Below are 13,013 nucleotides of genomic sequence, written 5' to 3'. Positions count from 1 at the left end.
GCTCAGCCTCCCAGCGAGGTCAGCAGCGCGGCCAGGGCGGTCGCCGCGCTCACCGAGTCCACCAGCGGGGCCCACCTTTCCAGCGCCCCGCGCAGCCTGGCCGGCAGACCGGGGCGGACCTCTCCGCCCGTCTCCAGTTCCCCCGCCACCTCGTCCAGTTCGCCGTCCAGCGCCGCCCGTTCGGGGCTGCGGGGCAGCCGTACGAGGGCCGCGCGCAGCTCCCGTACGGCCTCCAGCAGTTCCTCGGCGCCGGGCGCCGTGGCCTCCGTACCGCCGTGGTGGACGGTGCTGTTGGTGTTGTGGGTGCCTCCGATGCTGAAGCTGCTGCCGTGGACGTCGCCGATCCGCACCGCCGGCTGTTCTCCCCCGCTAGTTGCCACCGTTTCTCCTCCTGCCCGAGCTCGTGCGCTTGTCCTTGCCCTTGTCCGGGTCGGAGCCCTGGTGGGTGACGTGGTTGTGGCTCTCTCCGCCGATCCCGAAGGCGCTGTCGCGCACCGACTGGATGAAGACCGCGCCCTCGGCGACGTTGACCGCCCGCTCCGCGAACTCCTCGGTGTGCCAGCCCGCCTCGTGCAGGGCCAGGGTCACCCCGCCGACGATCCGGTCCTGGATCGTCTTCAGGTACCGGTCCAGGTCCATCAGCTGGAACAGCGAGGCGTCGTCCTGCGCCGCGAGTTCGCGTACGGAGACGGCCGGCCCGGCCGGGATCGCCACGCCGTGCCCCGCGGTAGCCATCCGCCACGGGATGCGGAGCGCGCGCACCAGGACGAGCAGCGCCGGACCGAGAGCGCCCGCACCGTTCACGACCGCCCAGACCACCTTGGCGAAGGCGGTGTTGCGCCGCTGCCGCTGGGCGGTGTCGTCGGCACGCTGAAAGTCGGGCCGGACGGGCAGCAGCACGTGCGGCGCCACTTCCAGCATCAGCATCCCGCCCTGCGTGTGGACGCGGATGAAGACGGTGACGACGAGGTTCTCGTCCCAGCCGCCGATCCGTACGCGCAGGAAGTGGCGGCGGCGCTCGCCGCCCTCCTCGACGGCGGTGGCGCGGTGCTCGGCGAACGCCTCGTGCGACAGGTCCAGGGAGTCGACGTCGGGCAGCCCGTCGGCCGGCAGGAACACGCACTCGTCGACGACCAGTTCGCGCAGCCGGTCCAGCACGGAGGCCTCCGCCTCCGGGGAGCCGTGCGGCGACGGGACGCGCAGGGCCTCCAGCCGTGGCCGGATCCGGTCCACGATCTGCGCGTTGTCCAGCTCGTCCACCTCGCCGTCGCCGCGCGGGCGCAGTTCGACGGACAGCTGCCACGGCAGGTGTGCCCGGCCCGCGCCGCAGAACGGATTGCCCACGTCGTACAGGACCAGGGGCGCGTGCTGGATCCGCTGGATCCGCGCGCGGGCCCGCCCGAACCGCCGGCCCGTCACCACCAGGTCACCCGCCCCGGCGGCGTACTCCTCCCGGTCGAGCGAGAGGTGCAGGACCCGGGCGAAGTGCCCGCGCTGGAGCCCGGCGACGGTCGTGAGCAGCAGGAAGACGAGTACGGCGACCCACGAGTAGGCCTCCCCGTAGAAGCCCCCCATCCGCGGCCACTCCAGGAAGATGCCGAGCGGGTCCCGCGCGATCACCCCGCCGAGGAACGGGAAGAAGAACCCCGCCTCCGAGAAGCGCAGCGGCGCCACGCGGCCGTCGGCGAAACCGGCGACCACCCCCCAGAGGACGTTGCCGAGCATCCAGACGGCGTACCCGCGCAGGACGTACTCGACGATCCGGCTGCCGCGGCCGGTCCGGTCGCGGTACCGCTTGATCTGACCGGCGCCGCTGAGCAGGAGCCCGGGGACGATCAGGAAGACGATGAAGGTCTGGAGCAGCAGCAGTCCGAGGGCCCAGACCGCCACCACCGCCACCGCCCAGGCCATTTCGATGCGCCGGGCGCGCAGGGCGTGGGCGAGGACGCGAGCGGCGTCGAATCCGTAGGAGGGCGCGGTGAAACGTTCCTCGTGGACGTACAGCTCGTCGATCACCCGTTCGCGGTATGCGGCGTCGAGATACACGCCGGCGCACAGCAGCCGGCCCGCCTCCGACTTCGACGGATGGACGGGTGCTGCGACGTCCGATATTTCGCTCACCGAATCCCCCTCCGGTGTGAGGAGGCAAAAGGTACGGCGCCCGGGGATGCCAGGACAGACCGGATCACGCCAAAGGCCCCGGCGCGCTGGGCGCCGGAGCCTTTCTCAAGCGGTGGAGCGGTGGAGCGGTGGAGCAGTGATCAGATGAGGCCGAGCTCGCGGACCGCGTCGCGCTCCTCGACGAGCTCCTGCACGGAGGCGTCGATGCGGGCGCGGGAGAACTCGTTGATGTCCAGGCCCTGGACGATCTCGTACTTGCCGTCCTTGGTGGTGACGGGGAAGGAGGAGATGATGCCCTCCGGGACGCCGTAGGAGCCGTCCGACGGGATACCCATCGAGGTCCAGTCGCCCGCGGCGGTGCCGTTGACCCAGGTGTGCACGTGGTCGATGGCGGCGTTGGCGGCCGAGGCGGCCGAGGAGGCGCCACGGGCCTCGATGATCGCGGCGCCGCGCTTGGCGACGGTCGGGATGAAGGTCTCGGCGAGCCACAGCTCGTCGCTGACGACCTCGGCGGCGTTCTTGCCGGCGATCTCCGCGTGGAAGATGTCCGGGTACTGGGTGGCCGAGTGGTTGCCCCAGATGGTCAGGCGCTTGATGTCGGAGACGTCGGCGCCGGCCTTCTGCGCGAGCTGCGAGATCGCGCGGTTGTGGTCCAGGCGGGTCATCGCGGTGAAGCGCTCGGCCGGTACGTCCGGGGCGGCGGCCTGCGCGATGAGCGCGTTGGTGTTGGCCGGGTTGCCCACGACCAGGACCTTGATGTCGTCCGCGGCGTGGTCGTTGATCGCCTTGCCCTGCGGCTTGAAGATGCCGCCGTTGGCGGAGAGCAGGTCGCCGCGCTCCATGCCCTTGGTACGCGGGCGGGCGCCGACGAGCAGCGCGACGTTCGCACCCTCGAAGCCCTGGTTCGGGTCGTCGAAGATGTCAATGCCCTTGAGCAGCGGGAAGGCGCAGTCGTCGAGCTCCATGGCGGTGCCCTCGGCGGCCTTCATGCCCTGGGGGATCTCCAGAAGTCGGAGCTTGACCGGCACGTCCGCGCCGAGCAGGTGGCCGGACGCGATGCGGAAGAGCAGCGCGTAGCCGATCTGGCCTGCGGCGCCGGTGACGGTGACATTCACGGGAGTGCGGGTCATGGCCTTCTCCGTTAGACAGCTGGCGGTCGGGGCGTCCCCGCCCCATGTGCTGGAGGACGCCGCTCCCCAGTAAATCTTGACGTGAAGAGACATCCGCCGTCAGGCTATCGGACCCTGGGGCGGCCGGTCTCCATGGGGGCTGGTCCACCGGATGGATCCGGCCCGTTCCGGCCGCCCGGCCGGTGGGCGGACCTTGGGCGGACCGTCGGCGGGCCGACCCTGCCGGCGGCCCGCCCAAGGCCAGGTCAGCGCACGGTGAAGCGGACCGCCGTCTCCAGGAACGGGACCTCCAGCCACGGCTTGCCGGGCGGGCTGGGCTGCATCACCAGCGCGAGCAGCGTGATCGCCACGCCCAGGACCCCGTACGTGACCATGTCCGTGAACCGGGAGCGCACCGCGAGCATGCCCACCGAGGGCAGTACGCGCCGCAGCACCGCGGCCGCGATCAGGGCCAGGCCGATGACCAGGCAGCCGACCCGCGGATGCCCGAACGCAGTGAGCAGCAGCCCCGCCGCGGTCGCGGTGAGCACGCTGAGCATCGGCCACTGACGGGCGGACGTGGACACGGCCCCGGGGACGGCACGGCCGCTGCCCTCCGGGCGCGCGGTGTCCCGGGTGATGGACGGGAAGCGGCGGGACCTGGGCGCCCCGGCCATCGCCGCCGTGCTCTCGTCGCCCCGCTCGCCCCTCTCGCCCCGCTCGGCCCGCTCGGCCCGCTCGGCCCGTTCAGCCCGCTCGGCCCGTTCAGCCCGCACTGCTGCTCCGCTCCGCCGCCTCGACGACGTTGACGAGCAGCTGGGCCCGGGTCATCGGGCCGACACCGCCCGGGTTCGGGGAGATCCAGCCGGCCACCTCGGCGACACCGGGGTGCACGTCGCCGACGATCTTGCCGCTCTCGTCCCGGCTGACGCCCACGTCGAGCACGGCCGCGCCCGGCTTCACGTCCTCCGGCTTGACCAGGTGCGGGACACCCGCCGCGGCGACGACGATGTCCGCCTGGCGCAGCAGCCCCGAGAGGTCGCGGGTACCGGTGTGGCAGAGCGTCACGGTGGCGTTCTCGGACTTGCGGGTCAGCAGCAGGCCGATCGAGCGCCCGACGGTGATGCCGCGGCCGAGGACGACGACGTGCGCCCCGTTGATCCCGACGCCGTGGTGGCGCAGCAGTTCGACGATCCCGTACGGGGTGCAGGGCAGCGGGCCCGGCTCGTTCAGGACGAGCCGGCCGAGGGACATGGGGTGCAGGCCGTCGGCGTCCTTCAACGGGTCCATCAGCTCCAGGACCCGGTTGGTGTCGATGCCCTTGGGGAGCGGCAGTTGGACGATGTAGCCCGTGCACTGCGGATTGGCGTTGAGTTCCCGTACGACTTCCTCGATGTCCTCCTGGGAGGCCGTCGCGGGCAGTTCGCGCTGGATGGAGGCGATGCCGACCTCGGCACAGTCCTTGTGCTTGCCGTTGACGTACCAGCGGCTGCCCGGATCGTCACCGACCAGCAGGGTGCCGAGGCCGGGGGTGATGCCCCGGGCCTTCAGGGCCGCCACACGGGCGGTCAGTTCGGACTTGATCGCGGCTGCGGTGGCCTTGCCATCGAGAATCTGGGCGGTCATGTACCCATCCTCCCGGATGGAGTGCCCCCGGTTCCAGTCAAGGCGCTCACGGACGCGCGCGGTTCATTGCACTTGCACAACAAGTCACCGGCCGCGCGGGAACCGGCTGGACAAGTTCAGGCGTCTCGGATGACGATGACCGGAAAAGAGTGCCGCGGGCAGTGCCGGGGGGCGGACCGTAGAACAAAGCTTTCCTCCGCGCATGCCGTGCGTCCCCGCACTTCCACGGAGGAACACCCCAGATGAGCTTCGGCGACCCGAACAACCCGTACGGACAGCAGCCCCAGGCCCCGCAGGGCCAGCCCGGCTACGGCTACCCGCAGCAGGCACCCCAGGGCGTCCCGCCGCAGGGCGGCTACGCCTACCCGCAGCAGCAGGCCCCGCAGGGCTACCCGGGCTACCCCGGCGGCCCCGGCGGCTACCCGGGCATGCCCATGGAGATGCCGGGTCTGGTGAAGACCGCGCGCGTCCTCCTCTTCGTCGTCGGCGGCCTGCAGCTCATCATCGGCCTCCTCGCGCTGCTCGGGGGCGCCGCGCTGTCCTCCACGGACACCGGCACCGCCGGCGCCGTGGCCGGCGGCGTGGTCATCGCCCTCGGCCTCTTCCTGCTCGCCATCGGCGTGCTGGCCGTCATCCTCGGCGCCAAGTTCGCCAAGGGCGGCAACGGCGTCCGCATCACGACGATCGTCTACGCCTCGCTGTCCATCCTCGGCAGCTTCTTCAACTTCGCCAACACCTCCGCCAACGGTGGCTCCGGTGTCTTCAGCGGCATCCTCAGCCTGGCCATCGGCGGCCTGATCCTCGCCGCGATGGTCACCGCCCCCGGCGCCTCCTGGTTCAAGCGCCCGCGCTTCTGAGCCTCGTACGACACGCAGGACACGCACGACATGTACGGCGAAGGCCGCGACCCCCAGCAGTGCGCGGGTCGCGGCCTTCGCCGTGTGCGGGACGTGCTCAGTGGAAGAAGTGCCGGGTCCCGGTGAAGTACATCGTCACGCCGGCCTTCTTCGCGGCCTCGACGACCAGCTCGTCGCGGACCGAACCGCCCGGCTGGACGACGGCCTTGATACCGGCGGCCGTGAGGATCTCCAGCCCGTCCGGGAAGGGGAAGAAGGCGTCGGAGGCGGCGTACGAGCCCTGCGCGCGCTCGGCGCCCGCACGCTCGACGGCGAGCTTCGCCGAGTCGACGCGGTTGACCTGGCCCATGCCGACGCCGACCGAGGCGCCGTCCTTGGCGAGCAGGATGGCGTTGGACTTGACGGCGCGGCAGGCCTTCCACGCGAAGGCGAGCTCGGCGAGCTCGTCCGCGGAGAGCGCGTCGCCGGTGGCGAGGGTCCAGTTGGCCGGGTCGTCGCCCTCGGCCTGGAAGACGTCCGACTGCTGCAGCAGTACGCCGCCGGAGACCGGCTTGAGGTCACCCGGCTGGTGCGGGTGGCCGTCCACCTTCAGGACGCGGATGTTCTTCTTCTTGGCCAGGACCTCGACCGCGCCGTCCTCGTAGGCGGGGGCGGCGATGACCTCGGTGAAGATCTCGGCGACCTGCTCGGCGAGCTCGACGGTCACCGGGCGGTTGACGGCGATGACGCCGCCGAAGGCCGACAGCGGGTCGCAGGCGTGCGCCTTGCGGTGGGCGGCGGCGATGTCCTCGTCGTTGCCGGCGACCGCGATACCGCACGGGTTGGCGTGCTTGATGATCGCGACGCAGGGCTCTTCGTGGTCGTAGGCGGCCCGGCGGGCGGCCTCGGTGTCCACGTAGTTGTTGAAGGACATCTCCTTTCCGTGCAGCTGCTCCGCGTTGGCGAGCCCGCCCGGCCGGCCGTCGGTGTAGAGGGCGGCGGCCTGGTGCGGGTTCTCGCCGTAGCGCAGGGTCGACTTGCGCTCCCAGGCGCCCGCGAGGAACTCGGGCAGGGCGTTCTCCCCGGCCTCCGGCGCGTACACGTTCGTGAACCAGGAGGCCACGGCCACGTCGTAGGCGGCGGTGTGCTGGAAGGCCTCGGCCGCCAGCCGCTTGCGCGCGGTGAGGTCGAAGCCGCCGCCCTGCGCGGCCGCGATCACGTCGGCGTAGCGGGCGGGGCTGGTCACGACCGCGACGGAGGGGTGGTTCTTGGCGGCGGCGCGGACCATGGAGGGGCCGCCGATGTCGATCTGCTCGACGCACTCGTCCGGGGTGGCACCCGACTGGACGGTGGCCAGGAAGGGGTAGAGGTTGACGATCACCAGGTCGAAGGGCTCGACGCCCAGCTCGGCGAGCTGGTTGCGGTGGTCCTCCAGGCGCAGGTCGGCGAGGATGCCGGCGTGCACGCGCGGGTGCAGGGTCTTGACCCGGCCGTCCAGGCACTCGGGGAAGCCGGTCAGCTCCTCGACCTTGGTGACGGGCACCCCGGCGGCGGCGATCTTCGAGGCGGTGGAGCCGGTGGAGACGAGCGCGACGCCCGCCTCGTGCAGCCCGCGGGCCAGCTCTTCCAGTCCCGTCTTGTCGTAGACGCTGACGAGCGCACGCCGGATCGGCCGCTGGGTCGTGGTCGGGTCGTTGCTCTCTACGGCGGTCACTGGATTGTTACCTTTCGTCCCTCAATGCGGTAGCCGTGCCGGGCCAGGCGCCCCACGACGTCGACGAGCAGCTGGCGCTCGACTTCCTTGATGCGCTCATGGAGAGCGGCTTCGTCGTCCTCGTCCCGGATCTCGACGACACCCTGGGCGATGATCGGACCGGTGTCCACGCCGGAGTCCACGAAGTGGACCGTGCAGCCGGTGACCTTCGCCCCGTAGGCGAGCGCGTCCCGTACGCCGTGGGCGCCCGGGAAAGCGGGGAGGAGGGCGGGGTGGGTGTTGATGAACCGGCCGCCGAAGCGGTCGATGAACGCCTTGCCGACGATCTTCATGAAACCGGCGGACACGACGAGGTCCGGAGCGTGGGCGTCGGTCGCCTCCGTGAGGGCGGTGTCCCACTCCTCACGGCTCCCGTAGGCCTTGACCGAGCACACGAAGGTGGGGATCCCCGCCTTCTCGGCGCGCTCCAGGCCGACGATGTTCTCGCGGTCGGCTCCCACGGCGACGACTTCGGCGCCGAAGCCCTCGGATCCGCCGGGGTGGGCGTCGATGGCGTCGAGCAGGGCCTGGAGGTTGGTGCCGGAACCGGAAACCAGCACGACCAGGCGGGAGGCGGCCATGGGAGGCCCTTTCTCACGGGAATGCGGTGTTCGTCTTTGTATGGTCATACGAAACTTCGGGGTACCGATATACGGGGGACCATACGAAGCAACCGACCGCCTGCAACGATACCGGCACACGGGACGGCCCCCGAGGGACGGGGGGACGGCCGAGGGGTAGCGTCTGCGTACAAGCCGAAATCGACGTCGTCGTGACGTCCTTGACACAGGGGAAGTAACACACCCGATGCCGGACCGCCGTCAGCCCGACTCCCCCACCGACGACAACCCCTTCGCGGCTCCGCCGGAAGGCCGGCCCGACCAGCCGTGGCAGCCGCGCGGCGGTGGCGACGGCGGCGGGGACGGGAACGGCCGGCCGGATTCCGAGGGCCGGGGCGGCCCGGCGCGCTGGGACCCGACGGACCCGGTCCAGCGCCGCGCCCGCTACGCGCTGCTGGCCGGCATGTGGGGCTTCTTCTTCGGGATCTTCGGGATCCCGTCGGTGGGACTGCTGCTGGGGGCGCTCGCCATGTACTGGGGCATCAGCGCGCTGCGGGGCAGGCCTGCGTCGGCGGAACCGGGCCAGGCCGCCACCCCGGGAGGCCTGGCGGCCCTGGGCGAGGCCGCCCGCCCCCAGCGCACGGCGGCGGTGAGCGGCCTGGTCACGGCCACACTGGCGATCCTGCTGGCGATGACCTCGTACGCCGTGCAGCTCGTGTACAAGGACTTCTACGTCTGCCGCGACGACGCCCTGACGAACGCGGCGGAACTCCAGTGCAACAGGCTCCTCCCGGACAACTTCGTGGGCGACGTCCTGAAGGTCCGCCAGTAACGATCGCTCTACGCCGACTGTCCCCCGGGGCGCGGGCCGCGACCCCACCGGCGCCCGGCGTCCGACGCCCGGGGACTGGCCCCACCCTCAGCCCCGTCGGCGTTTGAGGCGCGGGGCCCGGGGGCTGGTCCCTGGCAGCGGCACGGCGGACGCTACGACGGCGGCTTGCGGCGGGCCAGGACGCGGGCACCCGCCACCGGCGGAGCCAATGGCTGAGCAAATGGCTGAGCCAATGGCTGAGCAGCCTGCGGCTCGGCCGGCTTCGCCGGGATCAGGACCGGACCCAGGTCCAGGCTGAGCCCCGGCACGACGGTCACCGGCCGCTGCGGCCTCGCCGGGACCGGAGCCGGGACCGGAGCAGCGGCAGGTGCTGCGGCCGGGGGTGCGGCTGCGGCCGAGATGTCCGGGACCAGCGTGCCCGCCGCACGACGCAGCGCCGCCCACCGGACCTCCCGCACACCGCTGTCGTGCCACCCGTCCTCCCCGGAAACCGGCAGCCCGGTCCTGACCGGCCGCGTCCGCCATGCCTGCACCCCCACCGCCACCGGCACGGCCAGCGCCAGCGTCCAGACGCAGGCCGCCGCCCCCACCGCCCACCACACCGGCCCGAAGTCCGCCAGCGCCCGCGACCCCAGCGGCCCCGCCGAGGCCGCCGCCAGCCCGGCCATGACCAGCCCGCAGACCAGCGCGCCCAGCGCCGCCGTGAGCGCGGTCTCCCCGTACGAGACCTCCCTCGCCCGGCGTACCGCGAACCAGCCCACCGCCAGCCCGGCCACCACCGGCACCCCGACGACCGTCCAGGTCAGCAGCGACCCGGGCCCCTCGGGCGGCAGCGCCGCCAGCAGCGGAAACCGGGGCAGCGCGGGCGAGCCCGTGAACCCGAGCGGCGTGGCGGTCACGCCGACGCCGAGCGCGAAACCGGGCCCGAGCGCATACGCCGCACCCCACACCATGGCGTTCGGGATCAGCGCGAGCGCCAGCAGCAACACCGCGAAGCGGCCCGACCACACCCCGGTCAGCCCCAGGAAGGTCCCCTGGACCTCCGCGCCGTGCCATGCGAGCGAGCCGCCGACGAGCAGCACCCCACCGCCCAGCAGTACGAGGGCCCCGCCCGCCCCGGCCCGGAGCGCCAGCGCGTACCGGGGGCGCGCGACCGCCCTCCGTACGCCCGTCGGAACCCAGGACGGCAACGACCCGTCCGGTCGCCCCCGGACCGCCAGCACCCCACTGGCGGCGGCGATCGCGGCGACCACCGGGACGTGCCAGGCCGCACTCAGCGGGTCGGCCGGCATGGGCCCGCCCGCCGCGTACACCGTGGCGAGGGCGCCGACGGCCAGATAGCCGCACAGCACGGCCGAAAGGACGGCGCCGGCCGGCAGCACCTCCTCCCCCTCCTCCTCGGAGGCGCTCCCCAGCCGCGCGGCCCGCCGCATGAGCAGCACGGGCAGCGCGACGAGCAGCAGGGGGGTCAGGCCGACGGGCGCGGGCACGCCGGAGAGCGTCTCGTACCGCACCAGTTCCGTCCCGTGGGCGAGCAGCCACAGCCCGGCGGCGAGGTGCAGGGCCCCGGCGGGGCCGCTGTCGGGATAGGGGGAGCTGATCCACAGCACGGTGACGAGCACGGCGAGGAAGCCGAGTCCGAGTCCGGCGGCCACGGCGCCGCCCACCACGCATGCGGCCGCGGCCGGGGAGCGGCGGCGCCGGACGGTTCCCGGGGCCGCGGACAACGGGGTCCCGTGTTCGGTCACTTGGGTCACCCTGCCATGGTGCCAACGACACGCGCTATGGACGGGTAACAGGCGAATACCCGTGGTGTCGCCCAATATACGTTTTATGTACTTTTTCGCCCAGGGTGGTCGGGTCGCGGGGAGCGTGGCATGACACAAAGCGTCGAGTCGGGCTCGGAGCTTGGCCTCCCTTCCCCGAAGGAACGCCGCAGACTGCGCGAAGCGGCGGACCTGACGCACGGGCAGGTCGCGGCGGCCGTCGGCGTCACCGTGACCACGGTGCGCTCCTGGGAGGCGGGCCGCACGGACCCGCGCGGGCGCAAGCGCGCGGCGTACGCGGAGTTCCTGGCCGGCCTCGCAAGGCCGCCGGAGGACGCTCCCGAAGCCGAGGGCCCGACACCGGCCGACCCGGACCCGCCGTCGCAGGCGGCCCCCGAGGCGGCCGAGGCGGCCGAGGCGGCCGAGGCCGACCCCGCGATGACGCCGGTCGTGGCCGTGCCGGCCGCCGCCGAGGCCGTGCAAGAGCTGGTCGAAGAAGGCCCGTCCGGCGCAGCCGACGCGAGCGACGGCAGCGCCGGGCCCGACCGGGACGAAGCCGGCGGAACCCACGAGCCGCCCGCGGTCCCCGATGCACGCGCAGTCCCCGAGGCACCCGGGAGCCCCGTCCTCTCCGGAGCCGAAGGGGCTTTCGACGACCTCTACGCCCGGGCCGCCTCCGGCCTCATCCGCCAGGCCTACCTGCTCACGGGACGCCGGGACCTGGCCCAGGAGGCCGTGGAGCGGGCGTTCCGCCAGGCCTGGCGGCAGTGGCCGGAAGTGGCCACCGATCCGGACCCGGTGGGCTGGGTGCGGATCGCCGCGTACGAGTACGCCCTCTCCCCCTGGCACCAGATGCGCCCGGTCAGCCGGCATCCCGACAAGCCCCCCGCCGAGCCCGCCGACCGGATCCTCCTCGACGCCCTGCTCGCGCTCCCCACCGCCCACCGCCGCACCGTCCTGCTCTACGACGGCGTCGGCCTCGACCTCCCCGACACCGCCGCCGAGACGGAGGCCAGCACCCCCACCGCCGGCGGCCGCCTGCTGCACGCGCACGCCGACCTCGCCGACCGGGTCCCCGAACTGGCCGGCGTACCGCCCGAGAAGCACTCCTCGGTGCTGCACGACCGGCTCGCCGCGCTGACACCGGCGGTACCGCTGCAGGCGCGCCCCGCCGCCGCCGTACGGGGCCGCGCGGAGCGGCGTACCCGGCGGTGGACCCGCGCCGCCGTGAGCCTGACCTCGGTCATCGCCGTCGCCACCGCCTATACCGCCGCGACCGCGCCCACCCACTACGAGCCGCCGATCGCACCCGGCTCGAACGTCTCGGGCGTACCCCCGCTCAGCGGCCCCCAGCAGCTCACCGAGCACAGCAGGCAGCTCCACGACAAGCTGCGCGCGGACCCGGCCGCCGGTCCCGCCCGCATCACCCCGCGGATCGAATGAGAAAAGGGCGTGGCCCGCACCCGGGAAGGGTGCGGGCCACGCCCGTACACACGTGCTGCTCCTGCTTACTGAGCGGCGTTCAGGATCTCGCGCGCCAGCTTCGCGGTCTCGGTCGGCGTCTTGCCGACCTTGACGCCGGCGGCCTCGAGGGCCTCCTTCTTGGCCTGCGCGGTGCCGGAGGAGCCGGAGACGATGGCGCCGGCGTGGCCCATGGTCTTGCCCTCGGGGGCGGTGAAGCCCGCGACGTAGCCGACGACCGGCTTGGTGACGTTCTTCGCGATGAAGTCCGCCGCCCGCTCCTCGGCGTCGCCGCCGATCTCGCCGATCATGACGATCAGCTCGGTCTCCGGGTCGGCCTCGAAGGCCTCCAGGGCGTCGATGTGCGTGGTGCCGATGACCGGGTCGCCACCGATGCCGACGGCGGAGGTGAAGCCGATGTCACGGAGCTCGTACATCATCTGGTAGGTCAGCGTGCCGGACTTGGACACGAGACCGATCTTGCCGGGCTTGGTGATGTCGCCCGGGATGATGCCGGCGTTGGACTGGCCGGGGGTGATCAGACCCGGGCAGTTCGGGCCGATGATCCGGGTCTTGTTGCCCTTGGCGGTCGCGTACGCCCAGAAGGCGGCGGAGTCGTGCACCGCGATGCCCTCGGTGATGACGACGGCCAGCGGGATCTCGGCGTCGATGGCCTCGACGACGGCGGCCTTGGCGAAGGCCGGCGGGACGAAGAGGACGGAGACGTTGGCGCCCGTCTTCTCCATCGCCTCGGCGACCGAGCCGAAGACCGGGACCTCGGTGCCGTCGAAGTCGACGGTCGTGCCGGCCTTGCGCGGGTTCACGCCGCCGACGATGTTGGTGCCGTCAGCCAGCATCAGCTTGGTGTGCTTCATGCCCGTGGCACCGGTCATGCCCTGGACGATGACCTTGCTGTCCTTGTTGAGGAAGATAGCCATGTGAGTCTGTG

Annotated in this window: 12 protein-coding genes; 3 read left to right on the top strand and 9 right to left on the bottom strand. The window is 72.6% G+C overall.

Going from position 1 to position 13,013, the window contains the following annotated elements; translation table 11 throughout:
* Positions 1–2: 2 nt before the first annotated feature.
* The 5 genes from OG737_RS18525 to OG737_RS18505 all read right to left on the bottom strand — a co-directional run bounded on the left by OG737_RS18525 (position 3) and on the right by OG737_RS18505 (position 4,856).
* Positions 3–380, bottom strand: coding sequence for a hypothetical protein (locus OG737_RS18525; RefSeq protein WP_328927237.1), 378 nt, complete (start codon positions 378–380; stop codon positions 3–5).
* On the bottom strand, positions 370–2,121 hold the full coding sequence (locus OG737_RS18520) for a hypothetical protein (RefSeq protein WP_328927236.1): 1,752 nt from the start codon (positions 2,119–2,121) through the stop codon (positions 370–372). The genes OG737_RS18525 and OG737_RS18520 overlap by 11 nt, the downstream gene beginning before the upstream one ends.
* A 140-nt stretch (positions 2,122–2,261) precedes the next feature.
* Positions 2,262–3,251, bottom strand: coding sequence for a malate dehydrogenase (locus tag OG737_RS18515; protein ID WP_328927235.1), 990 nt, complete (start codon positions 3,249–3,251; stop codon positions 2,262–2,264).
* Positions 3,252–3,496: 245 nt separating this feature from the next.
* On the bottom strand, positions 3,497–4,006 hold the full coding sequence (locus tag OG737_RS18510; protein ID WP_328927234.1) for a DUF3017 domain-containing protein: 510 nt from the start codon (positions 4,004–4,006) through the stop codon (positions 3,497–3,499).
* Positions 3,996–4,856 (bottom strand): bifunctional methylenetetrahydrofolate dehydrogenase/methenyltetrahydrofolate cyclohydrolase, encoded by an 861-nt coding sequence (locus OG737_RS18505; RefSeq protein WP_328927233.1) that lies wholly within the window; start codon positions 4,854–4,856, stop codon positions 3,996–3,998. The genes OG737_RS18510 and OG737_RS18505 overlap by 11 nt, the downstream gene beginning before the upstream one ends.
* Before the next feature lie 242 nt (positions 4,857–5,098).
* Here OG737_RS18505 and OG737_RS18500 point away from each other — a divergent pair, with 242 nt between their 5' ends.
* Positions 5,099–5,713: a hypothetical protein gene (locus OG737_RS18500; RefSeq protein WP_328927232.1), complete on the top strand. Its 615-nt coding sequence runs from the start codon at positions 5,099–5,101 to the stop codon at positions 5,711–5,713.
* 97 nt (positions 5,714–5,810) lie between these two features.
* Here OG737_RS18500 and purH read toward each other — a convergent pair whose 3' ends face one another.
* Both purH and purN read right to left on the bottom strand, forming a co-directional pair.
* Positions 5,811–7,406: a bifunctional phosphoribosylaminoimidazolecarboxamide formyltransferase/IMP cyclohydrolase gene (gene purH / locus OG737_RS18495; protein ID WP_328927231.1), complete on the bottom strand. Its 1,596-nt coding sequence runs from the start codon at positions 7,404–7,406 to the stop codon at positions 5,811–5,813.
* Entirely contained in the window at positions 7,403–8,026 is a 624-nt protein-coding gene (gene purN, locus OG737_RS18490; RefSeq protein ID WP_328927230.1) for a phosphoribosylglycinamide formyltransferase, read from the bottom strand. Before purN ends, purH begins: the two co-directional genes overlap by 4 nt.
* A 226-nt stretch (positions 8,027–8,252) precedes the next feature.
* On the opposite strand from purN, the gene OG737_RS18485 reads away from it, so the two are divergent.
* The gene (locus OG737_RS18485) at positions 8,253–8,837 is read left to right on the top strand and encodes a hypothetical protein (RefSeq protein ID WP_328927229.1); all 585 of its coding nucleotides are present in this window, start codon (positions 8,253–8,255) and stop codon (positions 8,835–8,837) included.
* A gap of 152 nt (positions 8,838–8,989) precedes the next feature.
* Here the strand turns inward: OG737_RS18485 and OG737_RS18480 are convergent, their stop codons facing one another.
* On the bottom strand, positions 8,990–10,594 hold the full coding sequence (locus OG737_RS18480) for a DUF6350 family protein (protein ID WP_328927228.1): 1,605 nt from the start codon (positions 10,592–10,594) through the stop codon (positions 8,990–8,992).
* A 120-nt stretch (positions 10,595–10,714) separates the two neighbouring features.
* Here OG737_RS18480 and OG737_RS18475 point away from each other — a divergent pair, with 120 nt between their 5' ends.
* A complete protein-coding gene (locus OG737_RS18475; protein ID WP_405678912.1) occupies positions 10,715–12,046 on the top strand; it encodes a helix-turn-helix domain-containing protein in 1,332 nt (443 codons plus the stop codon).
* 65 nt (positions 12,047–12,111) lie between these two features.
* Here OG737_RS18475 and sucD read toward each other — a convergent pair whose 3' ends face one another.
* Positions 12,112–13,002 carry a succinate--CoA ligase subunit alpha gene (gene sucD / locus OG737_RS18470; RefSeq protein ID WP_030710487.1) on the bottom strand — a complete coding sequence of 297 codons (891 nt, stop codon included), beginning with the start codon at positions 13,000–13,002 and terminating at the stop codon, positions 12,112–12,114.
* Positions 13,003–13,013 lie beyond the last annotated feature (11 nt).

The organism is Streptomyces sp. NBC_00122 (genome assembly GCF_045160845.1).
Classification (GTDB): Bacteria; Actinomycetota; Actinomycetes; order Streptomycetales; family Streptomycetaceae; genus Streptomyces.
The sequence above is the reverse complement of the archived record's forward strand: the minus strand, read 5'-3'. Positions and strand labels throughout refer to the sequence as shown.